The organism is Longimicrobiaceae bacterium (assembly GCA_035696245.1).
Taxonomy (GTDB): domain Bacteria; phylum Gemmatimonadota; class Gemmatimonadetes; order Longimicrobiales; family Longimicrobiaceae; genus DASRQW01.
Genome location: DASRQW010000369.1, coordinates 24265 through 49521, shown reverse-complemented (window position 1 = coordinate 49521; position 25257 = coordinate 24265). Strand labels below are relative to the sequence as shown.

Sequence of the window (25257 nt, the reverse complement as noted above, 5' to 3'; positions counted from 1 at the left end):
CCACGGCCGTGGCGCGCGGCGACCTGAGCCGCAAGATCACGGTGGACGTGAAGGGCGAGATGCTGGACCTGAAGAACACCGTCAACACGATGGTGGACCAGCTCTCCTCGTTCGCCAGCGAGGTGACGCGAGTCGCCCGCGAGGTGGGCACGGAGGGCGTGCTGGGCGGCCAGGCGGAGGTGCCGGGCGTCGCCGGCACGTGGAAGGACCTGACCGACAGCGTGAACTTCATGGCGTCCAACCTCACCGGCCAGGTCCGCAACATCGCGGACGTGACCACGGCCGTGGCGCGCGGCGACCTGAGCCGCAAGATCACGGTGGACGTGAAGGGCGAGATGCTGGACCTGAAGAACACCGTCAACACGATGGTGGACCAGCTCTCCGCATTCGCCTCCGAGGTGACGCGAGTCGCGCGGGAGGTGGGGACGGAGGGCGTGCTGGGAGGGCAGGCGGAGGTGCCCGGGGTCGCCGGCACGTGGAAGGACCTGACGGACAGCGTGAACGCGATGGCCGGCAACCTGACGGTACAGCTCCGCGACGTCTCCGCCGTGGCGACCGCCATCGCCGACGGCGACCTGACCCGGAAGATCACCGTGCAGGCGCAGGGCGAGATCCTTCAGATCAAGGAGGTCATCAACTCCATGGTCGACCGCCTCTCCGTCTTCGCGGACGAGGTTACGCGCGTGGCACGCGAGGTGGGCACGGAAGGCGTGCTCGGCGGGCAGGCGGAGGTGCCCAACGTGGGCGGCACGTGGAAGGACCTGACGGACAGCGTGAACTTCATGGCCGGCAACCTGACGGGCCAGGTGCGCGACATCGCCCTCGTCACCACCGCGGTGGCGAACGGCGACCTCAGCCAGAAGATCACGGTGGAGCTGAAGGGCGAGATGCTGGAGCTGAAGAACACCATCAACACGATGGTGGACAAGCTCAGCTCCTTCGCATCGGAGGTGACCCGAGTCGCGCGCGAGGTGGGGACGGAAGGCGTGCTCGGCGGCCAGGCGGAGGTGCCCGGCGTGGGCGGCACGTGGAAGGACCTGACCGACAGCGTGAACGCGATGGCCGGCAACCTGACGGTGCAGCTGCGCGACGTGTCCGCCGTGGCGACGGCCATCGCCGACGGCGACCTGACGAGGAAGATCACGGTCGAGGCCCAGGGCGAGATCCTTCAGATCAAGGACGTCATCAACTCCATGGTGGACCGGCTCTCGGTCTTCGCGGACGAGGTGACGCGAGTCGCACGAGAGGTGGGCACGGAAGGCGTGCTCGGCGGCCAGGCACAGGTGCCGGGCGTGGCGGGGACGTGGAAGGACCTGACGGACAGCGTGAACTTCATGGCCGGCAACCTGACCGGCCAGGTGCGCAACATCGCCCTCGTGACCACCGCGGTGGCGAACGGCGACCTGTCGCAGAAGATCACGGTAGATGTGAAGGGCGAGATGCTGGACCTGAAGAACACCGTCAACACGATGGTGGACCAGCTCTCCGCCTTCGCATCGGAAGTGACGCGCGTCGCGCGAGAGGTGGGCACGGAGGGCGTGCTCGGCGGCCAGGCTCGGGTGGAGGGAGTCGCGGGCGTGTGGCGCGACCTCACCGACAACGTGAACCAGCTCGCCGGCAACCTGACGGTGCAGCTGCGGGACGTGTCCGCCGTGGCGACCGCCATCGCGGACGGCGACCTGACGAGGAAGATCACCGTCGAGGCGCAGGGCGAGATCCTTCAGATCAAGGACGTCATCAACTCCATGGTGGACCGCCTCTCCGTCTTCGCGGACGAGGTGACGCGCGTGGCGCGAGAGGTGGGCACCGAAGGCGTGCTCGGCGGGCAGGCGCAGGTGCCGGGCGTGGCGGGCACGTGGAAGGACCTGACGGACAGCGTGAACTTCATGGCCGGCAACCTGACCGGCCAGGTGCGCAACATCGCCTTGGTGACGACGGCGGTCGCCAACGGTGACCTGTCGCAGAAGATCACGGTGGAGCTGAAGGGCGAGATGCTGGAGCTGAAGAACACCATCAACACGATGGTGGACCAGCTCTCCGCATTCGCATCGGAGGTGACGCGCGTCGCGAAGGAAGTAGGCACGGAAGGGAAGCTGGGGGGCCAGGCCCGAGTCGAAGGCGTCGCAGGTGTCTGGCGCGACCTCACCGACAACGTGAATCAGCTCGCAGGCAACCTGACGGTTCAGCTGCGCGACGTGTCCGCCGTGGCAACCGCCATCGCGAGCGGCGACCTCACCCGGAAGATCACGGTCGAGGCCCAGGGCGAGATCCTTCAGATCAAGGACGTCATCAACCGAATGGTCGACCGTCTCTCGGTCTTCGCGGACGAGGTGACGCGCGTGGCCCGGGAGGTGGGCACGGAAGGCGTACTCGGCGGCCAGGCGGAGGTGCCTGGAGTCGCGGGGACGTGGAAGGACCTGACGGACAGCGTGAACTTCATGGCGAGCAACCTGACGGGCCAGGTGCGCGACATCGCCCTCGTCACCACCGCGGTGGCGAACGGCGACCTCAGCCAGAAGATCACGGTGGAGCTGAAGGGCGAGATGCTCCAGCTCAAGAACACCATAAACACCATGGTGGACCAGCTCTCCGCCTTCGCGTCCGAGGTTACGCGCGTCGCGAAGGAGGTGGGCACGGAAGGGAAGCTCGGCGGCCAGGCCCGAGTCGAGGGCGTCGCCGGTGTCTGGCGAGACCTGACGGACAACGTGAATCAGCTGGCCGGCAACCTGACGGTGCAGCTCCGCGACGTGTCCGCCGTGGCGACGGCCATCGCCGACGGAGACCTGACGCGGAAGATCACGGTCGAGGCGCAGGGCGAGATCCTGCAGATCAAGGACGTGATCAACCGAATGGTCGACCGCCTCTCCGTGTTCGCGGACGAGGTGACGCGCGTGGCGCGAGAGGTGGGCACGGAGGGGCGGCTGGGCGGGCAGGCCAACGTGCCCGGTGTGGGCGGCACGTGGAAGGACCTGACGGACAGCGTGAACTTCATGGCGAGCAACCTCACCGGCCAGGTGCGCAACATCGCCGACGTGACCACGGCGGTGGCGCGCGGCGACCTGAGCCGGAAGATCACGGCCGACGTGAAGGGCGAGATGCTGGAGCTGAAGAACACCGTGAACATCATGGTGGACCAGCTCTCTTCGTTCGCATCGGAGGTGACGCGCGTGGCCCGCGAGGTGGGCACGGAAGGCCGCCTCGGCGGGCAGGCGCGGGTGGAAGGCGTCGCGGGCGTTTGGCGCGACCTGACCGACTCCGTGAACTTCATGGCGAGTAACCTGACCGGCCAGGTGCGCAACATCGCCGACGTGACCACGGCCGTGGCGCGCGGCGACCTGAGCCGCAAGATCACGGTGGACGTGAAGGGCGAGATGCTCCAGCTGAAGGACACCGTCAACACGATGGTGGACCAGCTGAGCGCATTCGCGTCGGAAGTGACGCGCGTGGCCAAGGAGGTGGGCACGGAAGGGAAGCTGGGCGGGCAGGCGCGGGTGGAAGGCGTCGCGGGCGTGTGGCGCGACCTCACCGACAACGTGAACCAGCTCGCAGGCAACCTGACGGTTCAGCTCCGCGACGTGTCCGCCGTGGCGACGGCGATCGCGGACGGCGACCTGACGCGGAAGATCACGGTCGAGGCGGCGGGCGAGATCCTCCAGATCAAGGACGTCATCAACTCCATGGTCGACCGCCTCTCCGTGTTCGCGGACGAGGTGACGCGCGTGGCCCGCGAGGTGGGCACGGAAGGCAAGCTGGGCGGCCAGGCCGAGGTGCCGGGCGCGGCGGGCACCTGGCGCGCGCTGACCGACAACGTGAACGCCATGGCCAACTCGCTCACCAACCAGGTGCGCGCCATCAAGGACGTGGCGACGGCGGTGACCGAGGGCGACCTGACCCGCACCATCACGGTGGAGGCCAAGGGCGAGCTCGACGAGCTGAAGCGCAACGTCAACCAGATGATCGCGAACCTTCGCGAGACCACGGAGACGAACAAGCAGCAGGACTGGCTGAAGACCAACCTGGCCAAGTTCAGCCGCATGATGCAGGGCCAGAAGGACCTGGAGTCGGTGTCGCGCCTCATCATGAGCGAGCTGACGCCGCTGGTCTCGGCCCACCACGGCGCGTTCTTCATCATGGACCAGGACGGGCAGACGCCCGTGCTGAAGCTGATCGCCAGCTACGCGTACAAGCAGCGCAAGCACGTCGCGAACCGCTTCCACCTGGGCGAGGGGCTGGTGGGGCAGGCGGCGCTGGAGAAGAAGTCGATCCTGCTCACCGGCGTCCCGGACGACTACATCATGATCAACTCCGGGCTGGGCCAGGCCCCGCCGCGGAACATCATGGTGCTGCCCATCCTGTTCGAGGGCGACGTGAAGGCGGTCATCGAGCTCGCCTCGTTCCTTCCGTTCTCCGACATTCACCAGGTCTTCCTGGACCAGCTGGCCGAGAGCGTGGGCGTGGTGCTCAACATGATCACCGCCAACATGCGCACCGAGGAGCTGCTGGAGCAGTCGCAGAAGCTCACGCAGGAGCTGCAGAGCCAGTCGCAGGAGCTGCAGGCGCAGCAGGACGAGCTGCGGCGCACGAACGCCGAGCTGGAGTCGCAGGCGAAGACGCTGAAGGCTTCGGAAGAGGCGCTGAAGGACCAGCAGGAGGAGCTCCAGCAGGTCAACGAGGAGCTGGAGGAGAAGGCCTCGCTGCTGGCCGAGCAGAACCGCAAGGTCGAGCAGAAGAACAGCGAGGTGGAGGCGGCGCGCCTGGCGCTGGAGGAGAAGGCGGCGCAGCTCGCCCTGTCGTCCAAGTACAAGTCCGAGTTCCTGGCCAACATGAGCCACGAGCTGCGGACGCCGCTCAACTCGCTGCTGATCCTGGCCAAGCTGCTGGCCGACAACAAGGACGGGAACCTGAGCGAGAAGCAGGTGGAGTTCGCGCAGACCATCCTGGCGTCGGGCACCGACCTGCTGAACCTGATCAACGACGTGCTCGACCTCTCCAAGGTCGAGGCGGGCAAGATGGAGGTGAACCCCAGCGACGTGCTGCTGGCCGACGTGCGCGACTACGTGCAGCGCAGCTTCCAGCCGGTGGCCGAGCAGAAGGGCCTCCAGTTCGAGGTGGACCTGGCCGGCGAGCTGCCGGAGAGCATCTACACCGACGGCCAGCGCCTCCAGCAGGTGCTGAAGAACCTGATCGCCAACGCGGTCAAGTTCACGGCCGAGGGCGGGGTGAAGCTGACCGTGCGGCGGGCCGACAAGGGGCGGCGCTTCGCCAACCCCACGCTCGACGAGGCGGAGACGGTGATCGCCTTCGCGGTCAGCGACACCGGCATCGGGATCGCGAGGGACAAGCAGCGGCTGATCTTCGAGGCGTTCCAGCAGGCGGACGGGACCACGAGCCGCAAGTACGGCGGCACCGGCCTGGGCCTGTCCATCTCGCGCGAGATCGCGCGCCTGCTGGGCGGCGAGATCCGCGTGGAGAGCGCCGAGGGCGAGGGCAGCACGTTCACCCTCTTCCTGCCGGAGCACTGGAGCGGCGACGACGGGATGGACGAGGACGTGGAGGCCGCCGAGGAGCGGCGGGCGATGGCCAACGCCGGGGCGCTGCCGGCGGGCACGGCCACGCGGTCGATCCCGGCCCCGGCGCCCGAGCGGCGGCGGGTGCCGCGCGAGGGCGGGCAGGGCGCCATCCACGACGACCGGGCGGCCATCGAGCCGGGCGACCGCACGGTGCTCATCGTGGAGAACGACGTGCCGTTCGCGCGCATCCTGCTGGACATGGCCCGCGAGAAGGGCTTCAAGGGTATCGTGGCGCTCGACGGCGAAACCGGGCTGGACCTGGTGGCGCAGTACGGGCCCGACGCGGTCACGCTCGACATCGACCTCCCGGGCATCGACGGGTGGACGGTGCTGGACCGGCTGAAGCACCACGCAGAGACGCGCCACATCCCCGTGCACATCGTCTCGGCGGCCGACAAGCGGCAGCAGGGGCTGCGCTCGGGTGCCATCAGCTACCTGGAGAAGCCGGTCACGCAGGAGGCGCTGGAGGGCGCGTTCGAGCAGATCTCCACCTTCATCTCCACCGCGGTCAAGCGCCTGCTGGTGGTGGAGGACGACGAGACCCAGCGCAAGAGCATCATCGAGCTGGTGGGCGAGGACGACGTGGAGATCGTGGCGGTGGGCAGCGCGCAGGAGGCGCTGGAGCAGCTGGGCGGCAGCCACTTCGACTGCATGGTTCTGGACCTGGGCCTGCACGACATGGACGGCTTCAAGCTGCTGGAGACGGTGAAGAGCAACCCGGAGCTCCAGAACACGCCCATCATCATCTACACGGGCAAGGACCTGAGCCCGCAGGAGGAGACGCAGCTCCGGCGGTACGCGGAGACCATCATCATCAAGGACGTGAAGAGCCCGGAGCGGCTGCTCGACGAGACCGCGCTCTTCCTGCACCGCATCGAGGCGCGCCTGCCCGAGCAGAAGCGCCGCATGCTGGAGCAGCTGCACAATGCCGACAGCACCTTCGCCGGCAAGAAGATCATGGTGGTCGACGACGACGTGCGGAACATCTTCTCGCTCACCAGCGTGCTGGAGAGCCAGGGGATGAACGTGGTCTTCGCCGAGAACGGCCGGGACGCCATCGAGACACTGAAGGCGAACCCCGACGTGGACCTGGTGCTGATGGACGTGATGATGCCGGAGATGGACGGCTACGAGACGACCAAGGCCATACGCGAGATGGAGTCGTTCGCGAACCTGCCCATCATCTCGCTCACGGCCAAGGCGATGAAGGGCGACCGCGAGAAGTCGATCGCGTCGGGCGCCTCGGACTACATCACCAAGCCGGTGGACACCGACCAGCTGCTGTCGCTGATGCGGGTGTGGCTGTACCGGTAGGGAGGGTGAGGGGGCCGTTCCCTCGGCGGCGCGCGTGCGCGGCCGGGGGCGCGGCACCGGCTTTGCCTGTGCTCCGGCCAGGGGCGTCCGCATGATGCGGCGCCGCAGCGACTTGCAACGGAGCGACATGCCGGCGGACAACGCGGTCACACTGCCCGACACGCCCGACAGCTACGCGAAGGACCTGGAGAAGCTGGAGATCGAGCTGCTCCTGGAGGGGGTGTTCCGGCACTACGGCTTCGACTTCCGCTCGTACGCCTACACCTCGCTGAAGCGCCGGCTCTGGAAGCGCATCCAGGCCGAGGGGCTGCGCACGGTGAGCGCGCTGCAGGAGCGCGTGCTGCACGACTCGGGGATGATGGAGAAGCTGCTGCTGGATCTCTCCATCAACGTCACGGCCATGTACCGCGACCCCAGCTTCTACCTGGCGTTCCGGGAGACGGTGGTGCCCCTGCTGCGCACGTACCCCTTCATCCGCCTGTGGCACGCGGGGTGCTCCACGGGCGAGGAGGTGTACTCCATGGCGATCCTGCTGGAGGAGGAGGGGCTGTACGACCGCGCCCGCATCTATGCCACCGACATCAACGAGGTGGTGCTGCACCGGGCCAAGGCCGGCATCTTCCCGCTGGAGAAGATGCAGGAGTACACGCAGAACTACATGCGCGCGGGGGGCAAGCGGTCGTTCTCGGAGTACTACACGGCGATGTACGACGGGGCGCTGTTCAACTCGTCGCTCACGCGCAACGTGGTCTTCTCGCAGCACAACCTGGTGACCGACGGCTCCTTCTCGGAGTTCAACGTGATCCTGTGCCGGAACGTGATGATCTACTTCGACCGCGACCTCCAGAACCGGGTGCACGAGCTCTTCTACAACAGCCTGGCGATGTTCGGGGTGCTGGCGCTGGGCAACAAGGAGTCGCTGCGGTTCTCGCGGTTCGAGCCGTGCTACGACGCGCTGGACCCGCGCGAGAAGATCTACCGGAGGGTCAGGTAGTGGACGGGGTCGCGCCCGGGTACCGGATGGTGGTGGTGGGCGCCTCGGCGGGCGGGCTCACGGCGCTGCGGGCGCTGGTGGGCGGGCTGCCGGGCAACTTCGACATCCCGGTGGCCGTGGTGCAGCACCGCAGCAAGGACTCGCAGCTGCTGTGCGAGCTGCTGCAGGAGTGCACGGCGCTGCCGGTGTGCGAGGCCGCCGACAAGGAAGAGATCTTGCCCGGCCGAGTGTACATCGCCCCTCCCGACTACCACATGCTGGTGGACGGCGGATCCTTCGCCCTGACCGTGGACGAGCCGGTGCGCTTCAGCCGCCCTTCGATCGACGTGACCTTCGAGGCCGTGGCCGACGAGTACGGCCCCGACGCCATCGGCGTGGTGCTCACCGGCGCCAACGGCGACGGCTCGCGGGGCCTGCGCCGCATCGTGGACCGCGGCGGCCGCGGCGTGGTGCAGGACCCCGCCACCGCCGACGTCCGCGTGATGCCGCAGGCCGCCCTGCGCCTGGTGCCCGAGGCGTGCGTGCTGCCGCTGGGCCGCATAGCCCCGTACCTGGCGGCCATCCGCGGGCGCCGGCTTCCCCCCTGCACGGACGGTGCGGCGTGAGCCCCGCTGCGGCCAAGATCCTCACGGTAGACGACCGCCCCGAGAACCTGCTGGCGCTGGAGGCCATCCTGGAGCCGCTGGGCCACGAGCTGGTGCGCGCGGCCAGCGGCGAGGAGGCGCTGCGCCAGGTGCTGGTCCACGACTTCGCGGTCATCCTCCTCGACGTGCAGATGCCGGGGCTCAACGGCTTCGAGACGGCCAAGCTGATCAAGAGCCGCGAGAAGAGCCGCCACACGCCCATCATCTTCCTCACCGCCATCAACAAGGAGGACGCCTTCGTCTTCGAGGGCTACTCGGTGGGCGCGGTGGACTACATGTTCAAGCCCTTCCACCCGGACGTGCTGCGCAGCAAGGTGGGCGTCTTCGTGGACCTGTACCTGAAGACGGAGCAGCTGAAGGAGCAGGAGAAGCTGCTGCGCGAGGGCGAGCGCCGCGAGCTGGAGATGCGCCACATGGCGCGCCTGCTGGAGAGCGAGGCGCGCATGGCCGAGATCGTGGGCTCGGCCATGGAGGCCATCATCACCTTCGACGAGGGCCAGAAGGTCACCATCTTCAACGCCGCGGCCGAGCGCATGTTCGGCTACCCGGCCGAGGAGGCGGTGGGCTCGCCGGTGGACCGCTTCTTCAACCCCTCGCTGGGCGGCGACCACCTGGCCGCCATCTGCCAGGGCGCCGGCGGCCGCGGAGCCGACGAGCCCGCGCCGGCGGCACCGCCCAGCCTGGAGATGCAGGGCGTGCGGCGCGACGGCCAGTCGTTCCCCATCGAGGCGTCGGTCTCGTGCCTGGACCTGAAGACGGAGAAGGTGTTCACCGTCATTGCGCGCGACGTCTCCGAGCGCCACGCGGCCGAGGAGGCGCTGCGGCAGCAGGCGGTGAGCCTGGCGAACACCACGGCCGAGCTGAAGCTGGCGAACGAGCAATTGCAGGTGCGGCAGCTGGAGCTGGAGACGGCCATGAGCGCCCGCAGCCGCTTCTACGCCAGCATGAGCCACGAGCTGCGCACCCCCATCAACGCCATCCTGGGCTACAGCTCGCTGCTCCTGGACAACATCTACGGCCCGCTGAACCCCGAGCAGACCAACGGCATCGAGCGGGCGAACAAGGCCGCGAAGCACCTGCTGGAACTGGTGAACGACATCCTGGACCTGTCCAAGATCGAGGCGGGCAAGATCGAGCTGGAGGTGCAGACGGTCGCCTTCCCGGCGCTGGTGCAGGAGCTCTTCGTCACCGTACGGCCCCTGGCGGACGAGCACGGGTCGGAGCTGACGCTGATCCCCGAGGGCGACCCCGTGACGGTGGTCACCGACCCGCGGCGCGTGCGGCAGATCCTGCTGAACCTGCTCTCCAACGCCATCAAGTTCGGCGCGGGCAAGCCCATCGAGGTGACGTGCCGGCCGCGCGAGGAGGGCGGGGTGGAGGTATCGGTGCAGGACCACGGCGAGGGCATCGCCGCGGAAGACCACGAGAAGATCTTCGACGAGTTCGTGCAGCTCTCGCAACCCAACCAGCACCAGGGCACCGGGCTGGGTCTGCCCATCTCGCGCCGCCTGGCGCGCCTGCTGGACGGCTCGCTCGAGGTCACGTCCACCCCCGGCGTGGGCAGCAACTTCCGCCTTACCCTGCCCACCGCCCTCAAGGACGAGGGCCTGGTGGAGCTCCACCCCGAGCCCATGATCGCCGCCGCGGCGAAGTAGCGCGGCCCTGCTGCCGCACTTCAGCCATCGTATCCGGCAGTAGATGGCGGTCGGGAGAGGTCTCGCGGCTGGAGATCCTGAGCGGAAGTTGGCAGCACGGCCGCACCGCCCTAGCGATAGACAGCGCCGGATGGGCAGTCGCCGCCGCAATCGCCGTGGAGGGGATAGGCAGCGCCGAACGGAAGTCGCCGACCGCCTCGCCCTGGAGGATAAACCCGCGCGCTACAACGGCGGGACCCCACCTCCGCGGCTACGGCCGGTGGATCGCGGCACGCGACGGTGCCCATCGCATCGGCCGACGCAATTCGCCCATCCTGCTGAAGCACACCCAACCTTCCCTCGCGACACCACGCAGTACGTTCCCTCTCCCACGCGGTTGTGGGAGAGGGTGGCGGCTCTCGGGCCGCCGGGTGAGGGCCTCTTCCCAACCCGCCGATCCCCCGCCAAATTGTGTCGCGAGCGGACATCTCCTCCCCGTCCGCCGCATCCTCACCCCGCATCTTCCCAGGCGCACGACTCGAAGGTTCCCGCGGCGCATCCGTGCGTCCGCGCGGCATCGCCCGACTGCGCGCCATCCATCGAACCTCCCGTTTCACGAGGCCGCAATGACCGTCTACCAGCGTGGGTCCAGGGGTCCCGACGTGACCCGCATCGAGGTGCGCTTGCAGGAGCTGGGCTTCTACCCCGGCCCCATCGACGACGCGTTCGGCGGCGGGGTGGAGCGCGGGGTGCAGCAGTTCCAGGCGAAGGCCGGACTCTCCACCACCGGAATCGTGGACCCGGTCACCTGGGCGTCGCTCTTCCAGCCCGCCGCGCCGAAAGCCCCGTCGCTGGCGGAGAAGCCGCTCGCGTACCGCTGCCTGGCGCTCACCGCCGCGTTCGAGACGGAGGCGGGCGTGCCGGACTGCTTCTGCGGGCTGGCGGGCAGCTTCGACGGGCAGGGCATCAGCCTGGGCGTGCTGCAGTGGAACCTGGGCCAGGGCACCCTCCAGCCGCTGCTCAAGCGCATGGACACGGAGCACACGGCCGACATGAAGGCGGCGTTCGGCGACGGCTACGCGGCGGTGCACGCGATGCTCGCACAGGACAAGGCGGCGCAGCTCGCCTGGGCCGCGGGCATCCAGGACGACAAGCACCACGTGGTGGAGCCGTGGCGCAGCCGCTTCAAGGCGCTGGGCCGCGTGGACTCGTTCCAGCAGATGCAGGTGGACGGCGCGAACGACCGCTTTCAGCAGGGCCTGAAGATGTGCGCCGCGTACGGCGTGTGGTCCGAGCGCGCCGCCGCGCTGATGTTCGACATCGTGGTGCAGAACGGCAGCATCAAGGACGCGACGAAGGCGCAGATCCAGGCCGACTTCGCCGCGCTGCCAGCCACGCTCAGCCGCGAGGACGCCGAGGTCGCCCGCCTGCGCATCGTCGCCAACCGCCGCGCCGAGGCCGCCAACCCGAAGTTCGTGGAGGACGTGCGCTCCCGGAAGCTCGCCATCGCCGACGGGAAGGGTAAGGTGCACGGGATGAGCATCGACCTGGCGACGTACGGCATCCGGCTGGTGCCGTTCGGGTGAGCGCGGGATGAAGGGCGCCCCCTCCCCCAGCCCCTCCCCCAAAACTGCCTGGGGGAGGGGAGCTAAATCGTCGCGAGGGTGAGGTTTGCGTCCAGCCTGGCATTCGGAGCCGGCGCGACGAGGCGGTATACGGCGATCGACGGACGTCGCCCGTCCGATCTGTTTGCGGCGTCGGCAAACGGGCCGACAACCACACCGAACGATCCGGGTATCTTCAAGGCTTGCTTAGCCTTACGGCCGCCTCCCACCCCACGCCACGCACTTCTGGTCTCCCCTCCCCCAGGCAGTTTTGGGGGAGGGGCCGGGGGAGGGGGCCCTTTCCGCCCGCGACGATCTCACCGCCACACCATCGACCCAAACGAGAAGCCCCGATCCTCCGAAGAGGACCGGGGTTTCTCGTTCATCTACCGATTACCCGCCGTTCGTCGCACGGGCGGGCGGGGATGCATCACCCGCGGGGCCGTCCGCCGCCGCCGCCGGGGATGCCGGGGCCGAAGGGGCCGAGGACGTTGCGGATGGCGGCGGGCACCTTCCGCCACTGGTCCGCCGTGAGCACCGCCTTGGCCTCGTCGAGCGCCTTCTGCACGTTGGTGCGCGCCTGCGTGATGCGCGGGCCGAAGCGCTGGAAGATCTCGCCGAAGTTCCCGCCGCCGCCGGCACCGCCCGCCCGGCGTCCGCCCGCGCGGCCTGCGGCGGTGGTGTCGGCCGGCGGGGCGAGCGCGGCGCGGATCTCGGCCGCCACGGAGTCGTTCTTCACCTTCAGCGAGTCGCCGATAGCCCGCAGGCGCGCGACCTGCTCGTCGGTCAGGTGCAGCGTGTCCTTGAGCGCGATCAGCGGCGTGATGGGGTCCGGGATCACGCGCGTGAGGATGTTACCCACATCGAACCCGCCCCCGCCACCCCCGCCACCGCCGGGGCCGCCGCCATCACCACCCCCGCCGCCGCCGCGACCGCCTCCACCGCCTCCACCGCCTCCACCCCCGCCGCCGAAGCCGCCGAACGCGATGCCCGCCAGCCCGCCGCCGAACCCGCCCGCGGGAGCCTGACGGCCCACGGTGAGCCGCCCGGTGAGCGCCACCTGGAACGACGAGCCGGGACCGAAGCGCGAGCTGCGCGTCTCGCCGAAGCGCTCGTTGACCTGGTAGAGGAAGCGGCCGGTGGAGGCGTCGAACCCGCGCGGGTACAGCAGCGTGGGGTCCTGCCCGAAGCCGTTGCTGCCCCAGCCGTGCAGGTTGTCGCTGCCGTGCAGCAGCCGGTCGACGCCCGCGGGCAGGTTGCTCGCATCGACCGACAGGGTGAGCCGGCGGCCGAGCTGCCCGCCCAGGTCCGGGTGGATGGCGGCGCGCGCGTCGAGCGAGGCCGTCCACGGCCCGCGGCAGCTGTTGCGGCTCGCCACGCGGCCGAGCTGGCTCTCCAGGCACTCGCGCACGCGGCCGGACGTGCCGGCCAGCAGGTTCTGCATCCCCTGCGCGAGCACAGGGTCGGGCGCGCTGGCCGGGTCGAAGATGAACGCGCGGTCGTTGCGCAGCCCGTCACCGTTGATGTCGCCGCCCACCAGCGGCGTGAACGGGCCGCCGGACGAGGCGCGGCCGATGAGCGTGAGGTCCAGCGCAGAGTTGACCGGCCAGCCCAGGATGGTGTTGAACGAGTGCCGCCGCTCCAGGTCGCTGGTGGCCCACTCGCGCACGTTGGGGTTACCCGCCACCGGCACCGCACCGAAGCCCTGTAGGCCGCTGCCGCCCGAGAATGACGACTGGTCGGTACTGCGCGAGAAGGTATACGACGTCTGGAAGAAGATGCGGCGCGGCAGCGAGCCGTTCAGCCCCAGCGTGACCTGCGCCGTGTGCGAGCGCAGGTCCGAGTCCAGCGCGAACACGTGCGCCAGCTCCGGGTGCAGGCGCGACTCGAAGAGCGACACCTCGCCCGTGGTGGGCACGATACTGGACGCGGGCACGAACACCGGGCGGCTGCCCTCGTCCTGGAGGGCGAAGGCGGGCGTGGTGTTCAGGTTCAGGTCGCGCACGTCGAACTGGTTGACGCCCAGCGTGTAGTTGGCGTCGATGGTGGCGCCCAGGGTGCGCAGCAGCTGCGTCTGGTAGCCGAACGACGCGCGCCAGGTCCGCGGCGCCCCGAAGCCGTTCTCGAACAGCGTCACGTTGGGCCGCCGTAGCGGATCCACCGTGCCCGATCCGCCGCCCACGCACTGGGTGGGGATGGTGGCCGGGTCGCCGGCGTACGCGGCCCAGTCGGGCACCGGCGTCTGCGGCCCGATGCAGTTGAGCTGCAGCTCGCCGCCGCCCAGGCCCGTCTGCTGGAGCGCGCCCGCGTACAGCGAGTACGGCGCACGCCCGCGGAACTCGCCCACGCCGCCGCGGACGAGGCGGAGCGGCGCGCCCTGCTCGCTCAGGCGGTAGCTGAAGCCCGCCCGCGGGCTCACGTGCAGCTCGTTGGGCACGCGGTCGGTCGCGTAGCCGGGGAAGAGCTGCGGGATGAGCGGGTTCGCCGCCGGAGTGTTGTCGAAGCGCGACATCTCGCCGCGCAGGCCGAACGTGAGCTGCAGCTGCGTCGTGGGCCGCCACGTGTCGCCCAGGTACAGGGAGGAGCTGATGCCGCCGCCGCTCACGTCGCCGGGGGAGAGTGACCGCGTGAACGACACCGCGCGCCCCGCCTCCAGGTCCGCCAGCGAGTTGAAGGAGAAGGAGCCGAGGCGGTTGGCCGTGGTCTGCTGGGTGAAGCCGGCGTGGTTGAAGAAGGCGCCCAGCTTCACCCGGTGCGTGTCGCGCAGCAGGCGCGACAGCTCGTCGCTCACCTCCACCGTGCGCTCGGCCGTGCTGGTGGGCATGGACCGGTCGCCGCCGAAGACCAGCGTGTTCACGCCCACCGTGCCGTCGTCCAGCTCGGACGCGACGCGCACGCGGCCCTCCGGCAGCACGGCGTACGGGTCCTGCTCGCGCACGTCGGAGTTGTACGAGGCGCGCAGCTCGTTGATCCAGCTCTCCCCGAACCGCGAGGTGAGCGTGGCGATGCCGCCGTAGCTGGTGGAGCCCGCCTGGCCGCCGTTCTGGCGCGTGTCCAGGAAGCCGATGCGGGCGTTGTCCTGCGTGGACCGGTTGTACAGCCCGCGCACTGTGAGCGTCTGCCGGTCGTTGATGGTATAGTCCACCCGCCCCAGCGTGCTCAGCGCGTCGCCCACGCGGGTGAAGTCGCCCGTCTGGCCGGTGGCCGGCAGCGCGTAGCGCGAGCCCAGGATGCCCAGGAAGCGGGAGACGGAGTCCGGCGCCACGCCCAGCGCCTCGATGGGCGCGTCTTGCCCCGGCGTGAGCGAGAACAGGTCGTCGCTGCGGCGCTGGAGGGTGAACGACGTGTAGTAGAAGAGCTTGTCCTTGATGAGCGGCCCGCCCACGCCCCCGCTCAGCCGGTTCTGCGTGTAGCCGCCGCCGGTGAAGGCGCTGCCGGCCGTGGTCTGGAGCGCCGGGTCGCGCAGCGCGTAGCTGAACGAGCCCTGCACGTTGTTGGTGCCGCTGCGCGTGGTCATGGCCACCAGGCCGCCGGAGAACTCGCCGCGGGCCACGTCGAAGGTGTTGGTGACCACGTTGGTGCCGCGGATGCCTTCCTGGGGCACGCCGATGGGCGACCCGCCGCCCGCCTGCCCGCCCGTGAGGCGCGACGAGAACGACGTGCCGTCCAGCGTGATCTGGTTCTGCGACGCGCGCTGGCCGGCCACCGAGAAGCTGTTGCGGCTCTCCGACGAGTCGGCCGACGGGGTGGTGACCACGCCGGGGACCAGGCTGGCGATGGTGGCCGCGTCCACGTTCTCCAGCGGCAGCCGGTTCGCCAGCTCGCCCGAGACGCCGCGCTCGGTGCCCCCGGCGGACTCGTTGCGGCCCGGCGCCGGTGCGCGCTGGGCGCGGGCCTCCACGGCCTGGAGGGCGAAGGTCTGCGTGGTGAGGCGGAAGTTCGCGAGCAGCACGTCCTCGTCGGCCGAGCGGGCGACGGTGCTCACGGCCACGCCCACGCCGGGCGCGTTCACCGTCACGCGGTAGCGCCCGCCGCCGTCCGGGAAGGTGATGGTGTAGCGGCCCTCGGCGCTGGTGGTGGCGCCGCGGGTCACGCCGGACTCGGCGGATAGCGCCTGCACGCGGGCGCCGGGAACGGGCTTGCCGTCGGGCCCCAGCACGCGCCCGCTGATGATGTCGGTGGTCACGCCAACCTGCGCGGCCAGCGCGCCGGGGGCGAGCAGGAGCAGCAGGGCGAGGAACCGCAGGTAACGCATCGGCACGGCCATGGGTATTCGGGTCTCTCGTATGGCGTTGTCGCTTCCCCCGCCGGGGAAGCCGGGTCTGCCCGGGAAGACACCCCGCAGGCGACGAACGTTGGGTCCGCGCAGCGCCGGGAAGCCCAGCAGCGCGGCGGAAAAATGGGGGAGCCGCGGCGCCTCGCACATCGGCCCGCCATGCATGTCCCGTGCAAGTTTCCGCACCATTCTCCATCACCCCCGCACCACGTCCTCATCAGCGCGGCAAGCCGTCCGTCGCGCGGAGACGCCTCCCACTGGCGCGCATCCGGGTCAGCGCATGATGGCGTGCGATAGGCCGGCAGCACGACATCGCCCGTCGTCAGGAAGAGGAAATCCGGTCGCGTCCGCACGAACTCATCGCCAGAAGCACATCTCCTGACGTGCATTCTGGAGATGAAGGACGAGCATCGTCCGATCGGCTGCACACCATCCTCCTTCTTTTCCGTTACATTCGAGTGCGGAGCTCGTGTAAGCTGTTTATCGACCACGCTTGACGAGGATCGTCGACAACCTGAGATGCGCCTCGTCGTGCACGAATAGGCAGATGGGTGTCGGTCGATGTAACGGAATCCGCTTCGGATGCGGTGCGGACGGCAATCGTAACGGCGCGATTCCAGGTTCGTGACCGATACGTGACACGGGGCCGATACAATCCGCGGGTCTGGAGCCGCGCTCACGCCGCCGGAGGTGAACCTTGCGAGGGACTTTGACGCAGCCGCACATTGCCGCACAGCCGTTCCCCGGCCTCATCGGGGCCGGCCCCGCCCAGCCCGCCGAAGCGCGCAAAGCGATGACCGCCCACATCCTGGTAGTGGACGACGAGCCCGACATCTCCGCGCTCGTGGCCTATCACCTGGCCCGCGAGAGCTACCGCGTGCGCACCGCCGCCAGCGGCCCGGAGGCCATCCGCGCCGCCGAGCTGGAGCGCCCGGACCTCATCGTCCTCGACCTGATGCTGCCGGGCATGAGCGGCCTGCAGGTGCTGGAGGAGCTTCGCCGCCGGCCGGAGACGCAGGAGATCCCCGTGATCCTGCTCACCGCCCGCCGCGAGGAGCAGGACCGCATCGCCGGGCTGCGGCTGGGGGCCGACGACTACGTGGCCAAGCCGTTCTCGCCGCAGGAGCTGATCCTGCGCGTGGGCGCGGTGCTGCGGCGCGTGCAGCAGGCGCCGCCCGCCAACAAGGGCGGCAAGGTGGTGCGCGTGGGCCCCTTCACGGTGGACACCGGCGCCACCCGCGCCGAGGTGGACGGCCGCGAGCTGGACCTGACGCCCACCGAGTACAAGCTGCTCCTCACCCTCATGGAGCGCCGCGGCCGCGTGCAGAGCCGCCGCCAGCTGCTGGAGGCGGTGTGGGAGGTCACGGCCAACATCGCCACGCGCACGGTGGACATGCACGTCCAGCGGCTGCGCAACAAGCTGGAGGGCGAGGCCGACTGGATCGAGACGGTGCGCGGCTTCGGCTACCGCTTCCGCGCGGACGGCGGCCTGGCCCGCGCCTGACGCACCACCGCGGATGCGTGGGCGGTGGACGATCTCCGCCGGCCGCGCATCTCACGTCGTCCCCCTCCCGAAGTTCCCCTCGCGCCTCACCCGCGCGCCCTCGCAAGGAGCAGGTGCGGTGCGTCTCAGGGCAGACCAGAAGCTCTTCCTCAGCTACCTCGCCATCACCGCCGCCGTGGTGGGCGCGCTCACCTTCGGCGTGGGCAGCACGCTGCGCAGCCACCTGATGGAGATGGTGGCGGCCGACATGCGCCGCGAGGTGGTGCTTGCGCGCGCCATGGTCGCGCAGAACGCCGGCCTCCCGCCGGACTCGCTCGCCGACTGGCTGGGCAACCTGAGCGGCCGCCGCGTCACCATCATCGACCGCACAGGGCGCGTGCTGGGCGACTCGCGGGTGGACGGCGCGGACCTGCGCGCGCTGGAGAACCACGCGCACCGGCCCGAGGTGGCCGCCGCGCTGGCCGGCCGCATCGGGCAGGACGTGCGGCGCAGCCACTCCCTGGGCAGCGAGCAGATGTACGTGGCCGCGCCCGGCCCGCACGGCGAGGCGATCCGCGTGGCGGTGACGCTCGACGAGATGCACGCCGCGGTTCGCAGGGTGCAGAACGGCATCTTCGGCGTGGGGCTGGTGGCGCTGGTGCTCACCGGGCTGCTCTCGTTCGGCTTCAGCATCGCGGTCACGCGGCCGCTGCGGCAGCTTGCGGGCGTGGCGCGGGCCATGGCGGCGGGCGACCTGGACCGCCGCTCGCCGCTGCACGACCACGACGAGCTGGGCGAGCTGGCCGACGCGCTCGACACGCTGGCGGCCGAGCTACAGCGCCGGCTGGGCCAGCTGGAGGGCGAGCGGGCCGACGTGCAGGCGCTGATCGACGCCATGTCCGAGGGCGTGATCGCTGTGGGCCGCGACGGGCGGGTGCGCCGCGCCAATCCCGCGGCGCGCCGCATCTTCTCGATCGCCGGGAACCCGCGCGGCATCGACCCCGAGACGGTCACGCGGCAGCCCGCTTTCCGCGAGCTGCTGGGCCACGCCATGGAAGGCCGCGCCGGCGCGCCCACCGAGATGGCCGACGCGGACCGGCAGCTGCTGGCCACCGCGCAGCCGCTGCCCGGCGGGGGCGCGGTGATGGTGTTCCTGGACGTGTCGGAGCTGCGGCGGCTGGAGGGGGTGCGGCGCGACTTCGTGGCCAACGCCTCGCACGAGCTGAAGACGCCGCTCACCGTGATCCGCGGCTACAGCGAGACGCTGCTGGACGACTCGCTGCCGCCCGACCTTCGCCGCCAGTTCGCGGGCACCGTCAAGGACAACGCCGACCGGCTGCAGCGCATCGTGGACGACCTGCTGGACCTGTCGCGCCTGGAGTCCGGCGGCTGGCGCGTGCACCCGGAGATCCTCTCCGTCCCCGAGGTCGCCGCCGAGGCCTGGGCCCCCTTCGCGGCCGACGCGGCCCGCAAGGACGCGCGCTTCGCCATCGAAGGCGCCCCGGAGGCCGAGTACGTCTCCGCCGATCCGTCCGCGCTGCGGCAGGTGCTGTCCAATCTCTTCAGCAACAGCCTGCGCTACCTTCCCCCCGGCGGCACCATCCGCGTCCGCGCCGTCCCGGCCCAAGGCCCCGGTGCCTTCCCGGCCAACGGAGCGGGTCCGTCTGTCGCGAACGGTGGCAACGGCAGTGCAGGGAAGGCCGCATCCACCGTCGCCCTTCCGACGCCGGCGAAACGGTTGGGAGATGCAGGACGGACGGGGGATGCGGCAGGGTCTGACGATGCGGGCCGACTGGGCGAGACGGCGCGTTCGGCAGACGCGGCGCGCCCGGCGGATGCCGGATTTTCGGGGGATGCGGGGCGGAACGGCATCGCGGAAGATGCGGAGCGGTCGGTGGCTTCGGGAGATGCGGAGCAGTCGTGGGTCGCCATCGAGGTGAGCGACACGGGCTCCGGGATCCCGGCGGCGCACCTGCCGCGCATCTTCGAGCGCTTCTACCGCGCGGACACGGCGCGGTCGCGGGCCGAGGGCGGGACCGGGCTGGGGCTCTCCATCGTCCGCCACCTCATCGAGCGCCACGGCGGCACCGTGGAGGCCACCAGCGAGGTCGGCCACGGCACCACCATCCGCTTCACCCTCCCCGTCCCCGAAGAGGTGCCCGAGGACGCCGAGACGGCCTAGCCGCCAGCCACGGCTCGCATCCAACGATCCCAAGCGAATCGATCGATCCTCCACGCGCTACGTCTCCCGATGCGAGGCGCGCTCCCGGAGCAGCCCGCGAACGCGGTCTTCGCACCGTCGTAGCCCGCGCCTTCAGGTGCAATGACGGCCGCGCCGGATCCCCAGGCGGGCGGCTACCACACACGAATCGACCCTCTCCCGGCTGCTCTGGAGGAGGGTCACTTTGCTTCTCGGCCGGGCAGGGCTGCTCTACATCCCCCGAAGCGTCAGCGTGAACGTCGCGCCTTTCCCGGGGGTGCTTTCCACGATGAGGTCGCCGTCCATGGCGCGCGCTAGGTCGCGGCTGATGGCCAGGCCCAGGCCGGTGCCCTCGTGCCCGCTCGTGAGCGAGCGGCCGAGCTGAACGAAGGGCTCGAAGATGGCGGTGTGCTGGTCTGCCGGAATGCCGCCGCCCGTGTCCGCCACCTCGATGTAGACCAGGTCTCCCCGCGCGCCGCAGCTCACGCGAACGTGGCCGCCCGCGGGCGTGAACTTCACCGCGTTGCCCATCAGGTTCAGCACGATCTGCTCGGTTTTGGCCCGGTCCGCACGGCCCACCAGCCCGTCCGGGCACGGGCCGTGGCCGATGGTGACCCCCTTGGCCTTCGCCTGCGGCTCCAGCATGGGCGCCACCGTCTCCACGACCTGATGCACCGCTACCGGCCCCAGCTCGTACTCCACCTGCCCCGCCTCGATGCGGCTGTAGTTGAGCAGGTCGTTGATGATGCCCAGCAGGTGCTGCTGCGTGGCCCGGATCCGCGCCAGGTACTCGCCCTGCTGCACGGTCACGGGCCCGCCCACGCCCATCTCGATCAGCTCGGCGTAGCCCAGCGTGGCGTTGATGGGCGTGCGCAGCTCGTGCGACAGCGAGGTAAGGAACTCGCTCTTGGTGCGGCTGGAAGCCTCGGCCTCGGCGAGGCGGCGGGCGTCCGCCACCATGCGCAGTTCGGTCGCGCGGCGCTCGGTGAGGTCGCGCGTCACCTTGGCGAAGCCCAGCAGGTCGCCACGGTCGCCGTACACGGCGGTGATGAGCACGCTTGCCCAGAAGCGCGAACCGTCCTTGCGGATGCGCCATCCCTCCTCCTCGTACTTCCCCTCGGCCTTGGCGATCTCCAGCTCCCAGGCGGGCTTGCCGGCCGCCAGGTCCACGGCGGGGTAGAAGGTGGAGAAGTGCCGCCCCACGATCTCGTCCCTGGTGTAGCCCTTGATGCGCTGTGCGCCCTCGTTCCAGCTCGCCACGTAGCCCTGCGGGTCGAGCATGAAGATGGCGTAGTCCTTCACGTTCTGCACCAAAAGCCGGAAGCGCTCCTCGCTCTGGCGCAGCATCTCGGTGGCGCGGCGGCGCTCGGTGAGGTCGCGCGTGACCTTGGCGTAGCCCACCAGCGCGCCGGCCTCGTCGCGCAGCGCGGTGATGACCACGTTGCTCCAGAACCACGAGCCGTCCTTGCGTACCCGCCAGCCCTCGTCCTCGACGCGGCCGTCGCGTGCGGCGTCGCGCAGCTCGCGCTCGGGCTTGCCGGCGGCCAGGTCCTCGGGCGGGTAGAAGACGGAGAAGTGCTGCCCGATGATCTCGGCGGGGCGATAGCCCTTGAGGCGCTCGGCGCCGGCGTTCCAGCTCAGGATGCGGCCGTCGGTGTCGAGCGCGAAGATGGCGTAGTCCTGCACGCTCTCCACCAGCAGACGGTAGAGCCCGGAGCCGTCGGTGGCCAGGCTCCCGCCAGGTTCGCCCCCGGCCTGCTCCGCGCCGCCGGGCGGGGGCGGGGCGTTGTCGTCCCACAAGCTCATCTCACCTCTCCCTCGGTCCGTGCGCCTGCGTAGGAACACGCGAAACAGATCACGCCTGCATACTGCCGGCCAGGTTCATGGTGACGCCGCGAACCTTGGTCGCGCAGCCCCGCGCCGCCTGGCCGAGAACGCCTCGGGCGCCGGAGCATCCCCCCGCCCGTGCGGAACACCCGGCGCGCGGGAGATCGCAATCGGGCGCCGCTCGTGCTCTCCAGTCGCCCGAATCGCCGTCGCGGCGGGAAGGACCCCTCCCGGACCGCTCTCGCGGAACTGACTTCGGAAGGAGGATTCGGATTCGAGCTGGAGGATTTTCGCTGCCTTTGCGGTCTGCCGAACGCGCCGCATTGACGTTAGATAACACCCAAACCCGGCTCGTGCAACAAAGTAGCTCCCTCTCGGGCCCTGCGGTGGAGGGTATGGCGGAGGCGGCACCGTCTCCGCGCGCTCCGAACCCTCCGGCTCTCACAAGATCCGCGGCAGTCGTTCAGAGCCGACACACCTCGGACCTCGTCTCACCATCGACCACGATCAGCCCGGTCCGCTGAACGTGAACGCAAAATCGGCGGGGCTGAGGATGATGATCCTCGGCCCCGCCGTGTTGCACGTTTCCCGCCATCGATCCGCTCGTCTCCGAAGGAAGCGGGTTCTGCTCAGGATCGGGCGTGGACGAACTGGTCCACGAAGTAGCGCGGGGCCAGCTCCTCGCCGGTGGCGTGGACGAGCAGGCCGCTCCAGTCCAGCGACGCGCCGGGCGAGAAGATGCGCTCCCGGAGGAACCGGCCCACCGACTCCTGCCCCGCCACGCTGCGCCCCTCCGGCACCCCGCGGCGCGACGCGGCGTAGATCTGCGAGGCCATCAGCTCGCCCAGCAGGTAGTTGTGGTAGTACACGGGCGAGAGCGACAGGTGGATCTTCGCCGCCCAGTCCGGCTCGTCGCGCCCGTCCGGCCGGCGGACGAGCTGGATGCGCTCCACCAGGTCCCACCAGAGCGCGTTCAGGTCCGGCCGGTCGGGGTTCCGGTACAGCTCGCGCTCGAAGTACACCATCACCAGCATCCACCGCGTCGCCACGAGCATGCTGGCGCGGAGCTGCGCGCGAATGTCCGCCGCGTCCTCCTCGCTCAGGGTCGCGCCCATCACCTCGCGTAGCCACGCGGGGTCGCGCGTGAGGCGGCCCATGTACATGGCGATGGATTCGGTGCTGAGCGTGTGCGCCGGGGTGCGGAGCAGGTACGGCAGTGAGCGCGGGATGCCGCGGTCGTACGCGGCGTGGCCCAGCTCGTGGAGCAGGGTGCCCATCCACTTCTCGCTGCTGCGCAGGTTGCACAGGATGCGCACGTCGCCCTCGCGGTCCACGTCGATGCAGAAGGCGTGCTGGTCCTTGCCCTCGCGCTCGAACAGGTCGCTGCGCGCCAGCACGCCGTCCACCGGCATCCCCAGGCCGCGGAAGAACTCCGCCGCCACGGGCAGCAGGTCGCGGCCGGCGAAGTGGACGTCCAGGTCCAGCCCGCCGGTGGACGGCGCCTCCTGCGCGAACGGGTCGGCCCAGTGCCACGGCCGCAGGTCCGCCGTGTCCACCCCGAAGCGGCGCGCCAGCCCGGCGTCCATCTCCGCGCGGAAGGCGCGGAACGGCTCGTCGCTGCGGTCGCGGTACTCGTCCATCACCGCGAACAGCCGGTCCTCGTCCAGCTCCTGGAGAGACAGCTCCATGGCGTAGTGGTCGCGGAAGCCCAGCGACCGTGCGGCCGCGTTCCGCCGCCGCACCAGCTCGCGCAGCGGCTCGGCCACCTCGCGCCCGATCTGCTTGCTGGCCTCCCACGCGCGGCGGCGGCGCCCCTCGTCCATCTCCGCCGCCAGCACGTCGTTGACTTGGTTGTTCGTCACCCGTTCGCCGTCGAGCGTGCTGCGGAAGGTGTGGAAGGCGCGCTCCAGCGTGGAGGCGCGTTGCACCAGGTCTTCGATGGTCTCTTCCGGAAGCTGGTTGGCCGTGTACTCGTGGTCGAGCAGCACCAGCTGCCGCCGGAGCAGCGCGTCCGCCACGTGGGAGGAAGCGAGCCATGCGCGGACACGCCCCGCATCTCCCGCGTGCGAGTACAGGCGCTTGACCTCCGCACGGGCGCGGGCGGAGCGGGCGTGCGCGTCGCCGTCCGTGCCCACGGCCGCGTCCCACGCCGCCGCGTTGGCCTCGCGCAGCACGGGCGCCAGGCGCGCCACGTGCTCGTCCACGAAGGCGCGCGCCTCGGCCTCGGCCGCCGGGGCGCGCTCCGCCGCCGGGTCGAAGCTCATCGCAGCTCGTCGTACATGGAGGCGATGGCTTCGGAGCCGCGGTGGAAGTTGTCGATGCTCATCCACTCGTTCGGCGCATGCGCGTTCTCGCCCGGCAGCCCGAAGCCGATGAGCACGGCCGGCACGCCGAAGCGCTTCTGGAACGCCTGCACGATGGGGATGGAGCCGCCCTCGCGGATGAAGACGGGCTTGCGGCCGAAGGCCTTCTCCAGCGCCCGCTCCGCCGCGCCGAAGATGGGGCCCTGCGGCTCGGAGTACCACGGCTGCCCGCCGTGCAGCGCCTCCACCTCCACTGTCACGCCTTCGGGCGCGAGGGAGCGGACGTGCGCGGTGAACAGCTTCTCGATCTCCTTGTAGTCCTGGTCCGGCACCAGCCGCATGGAGATCTTCGCCATGGCCTTCGCGGGCAGCACCGTCTTGGCGCCCTCGCCCGTGTAGCCGCTCAGCAGGCCGTTCACGTCCAGCGTGGGCCGCGCCCAGATGCGCTCCAGCGAGCCGTAGCCCGCCTCGCCGCCCAGCTTCACCGCGCCCACCTCTTCCCGCAGCCCCTCCTCCTCGAACGGCAGCTCGCCGATGCCCGCCCGCTGCTCGGCCGTGAGCGAGACCACGCGGTCGTAGAAGCCGGGCACCGTCACGCGGCCCTGGTCGTCGTGCAGCCCGGCGATGATCTTCGCCAGGGCGTTGGCGGGGTTGACCACGGCGCCGCCGTACGCGCCGGAGTGCAGGTCCACCGCCGGCCCCTGCACGCGGACCTCCATGTACGCCAGGCCGCGCAGGCCGATGGTGATGGACGGCAGGCCCGGCGCGAACATGGTGGTGTCGGAGATCATCACCACGTCGCACTGGAGGCGCTCGGAGTTGGCGGCCAGGAACTTCTCCAGGTTGGGCGAGCCCACCTCCTCCTCGCCTTCGACGACGAAGACGACGTTCACCGGCAGCGAGCCGCTGGTGGCGATGTGCGCCTGCACGGCCTTGAGGTGCAGGTACACCTGGCCCTTGTCGTCCACCGAGCCGCGGGCGAAAAGCTTGTCGCCGCGCACCTCGGGCTCGAAGGGCTCGCTGGTCCACTCGTCCAGCGGCTCCGGCGGCTGCACGTCGTAGTGGCCGTACAGCAGCACCGTGGGCGCGCCCGCCGGGGCGCCGCGCCACTCGCCGAGGACGATGGGGTGGCCCTCGGTGGGGATCACCTCCACCGCCGTCATCCCCGCCTCGCGCATGCGGCCGGCCAGCCAGTCCGCCGCGCGGGCCGTGTCCGCATTGTGCTCGCTCTTCGCGCTCACGCTCGGGATGCGGAGGAACTCGTTCAGCTCGTCCAGGTTGCGCTGGCGGTTCGCCTTGAGGTATGCGTCGAGGGCCATTGCCGTCCCTGCTCCGGTCGTCTGGGTTCGGTGGATGTGTGTCGGTGCGCGCGTTCGGTCGAACGTCCGAGCCGCGCTGGCGGCAATAT

Annotated in this window: 11 protein-coding genes; 7 read left to right on the top strand and 4 right to left on the bottom strand. The window is 70.3% G+C overall.

Features of this window, described 5'->3' with window-relative positions:
- The first annotated feature begins 8 nt into the window (after window positions 1-8).
- The 5 genes from VFE05_16925 (at window position 9) to VFE05_16905 (ending at window position 11742) form a co-directional block, all read left to right on the top strand.
- A complete protein-coding gene (locus tag VFE05_16925) occupies window positions 9-6884 on the top strand; it encodes a HAMP domain-containing protein (protein HET6231761.1) in 6876 nt (2291 codons plus the stop codon).
- 127 nt (window positions 6885-7011) lie between these two features.
- Window positions 7012-7878, top strand: a complete 867-nt coding sequence (locus tag VFE05_16920) for a protein-glutamate O-methyltransferase CheR (GenBank protein HET6231760.1) — start codon at window positions 7012-7014, stop codon at window positions 7876-7878.
- Complete coding sequence (locus tag VFE05_16915; GenBank protein HET6231759.1) at window positions 7878-8483, top strand: chemotaxis protein CheB; 606 nt, start codon at window positions 7878-7880, stop codon at window positions 8481-8483. Before VFE05_16920 ends, VFE05_16915 begins: the two co-directional genes overlap by 1 nt.
- Window positions 8480-10177 carry an ATP-binding protein gene (locus VFE05_16910; GenBank protein HET6231758.1) on the top strand — a complete coding sequence of 566 codons (1698 nt, stop codon included), beginning with the start codon at window positions 8480-8482 and terminating at the stop codon, window positions 10175-10177. The genes VFE05_16915 and VFE05_16910 overlap by 4 nt, the downstream gene beginning before the upstream one ends.
- 605 nt (window positions 10178-10782) lie before the next feature.
- A complete protein-coding gene (locus VFE05_16905) occupies window positions 10783-11742 on the top strand; it encodes a peptidoglycan-binding domain-containing protein (GenBank protein ID HET6231757.1) in 960 nt (319 codons plus the stop codon).
- Between the two features lie 448 nt (window positions 11743-12190).
- Here VFE05_16905 and VFE05_16900 read toward each other — a convergent pair whose 3' ends face one another.
- Complete coding sequence (locus VFE05_16900) at window positions 12191-16027, bottom strand: carboxypeptidase regulatory-like domain-containing protein (protein HET6231756.1); 3837 nt, start codon at window positions 16025-16027, stop codon at window positions 12191-12193.
- Window positions 16028-16829: 802 nt separating this feature from the next.
- Between VFE05_16900 and VFE05_16895 the strand changes: the two genes are divergently transcribed.
- Both VFE05_16895 and VFE05_16890 read left to right on the top strand, forming a co-directional pair.
- Window positions 16830-17540, top strand: a complete 711-nt coding sequence (locus tag VFE05_16895; protein HET6231755.1) for a response regulator transcription factor — start codon at window positions 16830-16832, stop codon at window positions 17538-17540.
- 118 nt (window positions 17541-17658) lie between these two features.
- Window positions 17659-19701: an ATP-binding protein gene (locus VFE05_16890; GenBank protein HET6231754.1), complete on the top strand. Its 2043-nt coding sequence runs from the start codon at window positions 17659-17661 to the stop codon at window positions 19699-19701.
- A gap of 249 nt (window positions 19702-19950) precedes the next feature.
- Here VFE05_16890 and VFE05_16885 read toward each other — a convergent pair whose 3' ends face one another.
- The 3 genes from VFE05_16885 to VFE05_16875 form a co-directional block, all read right to left on the bottom strand.
- A complete protein-coding gene (locus VFE05_16885; protein HET6231753.1) occupies window positions 19951-21525 on the bottom strand; it encodes a PAS domain-containing sensor histidine kinase in 1575 nt (524 codons plus the stop codon).
- Between the two features lie 650 nt (window positions 21526-22175).
- Window positions 22176-23810: a M2 family metallopeptidase gene (locus VFE05_16880; GenBank protein ID HET6231752.1), complete on the bottom strand. Its 1635-nt coding sequence runs from the start codon at window positions 23808-23810 to the stop codon at window positions 22176-22178.
- A complete protein-coding gene (locus tag VFE05_16875; protein HET6231751.1) occupies window positions 23807-25168 on the bottom strand; it encodes a dipeptidase in 1362 nt (453 codons plus the stop codon). The genes VFE05_16880 and VFE05_16875 overlap by 4 nt, the downstream gene beginning before the upstream one ends.
- Window positions 25169-25257 lie beyond the last annotated feature (89 nt).

What these genes read in the sequence shown, in the direction of transcription:
- VFE05_16920 (HET6231760.1), top strand. Translation starts at nt 7,012, where the DNA reads ATGCCGGCGGACAACGCGGTCACACTGCCCGACACGCCCGACAGCTAC.
- VFE05_16905 (HET6231757.1), top strand. Translation starts at nt 10,783, where the DNA reads ATGACCGTCTACCAGCGTGGGTCCAGGGGTCCCGACGTGACCCGCATC.
- VFE05_16900 (HET6231756.1), bottom strand. Translation starts at nt 16,027, where the DNA reads ATGGCCGTGCCGATGCGTTACCTGCGGTTCCTCGCCCTGCTGCTCCTG.
- VFE05_16895 (HET6231755.1), top strand. Translation starts at nt 16,830, where the DNA reads ATGACCGCCCACATCCTGGTAGTGGACGACGAGCCCGACATCTCCGCG.
- VFE05_16885 (HET6231753.1), bottom strand. Translation starts at nt 21,525, where the DNA reads ATGAGCTTGTGGGACGACAACGCCCCGCCCCCGCCCGGCGGCGCGGAG.
- VFE05_16880 (HET6231752.1), bottom strand. Translation starts at nt 23,810, where the DNA reads ATGAGCTTCGACCCGGCGGCGGAGCGCGCCCCGGCGGCCGAGGCCGAG.
- VFE05_16875 (HET6231751.1), bottom strand. Translation starts at nt 25,168, where the DNA reads ATGGCCCTCGACGCATACCTCAAGGCGAACCGCCAGCGCAACCTGGAC.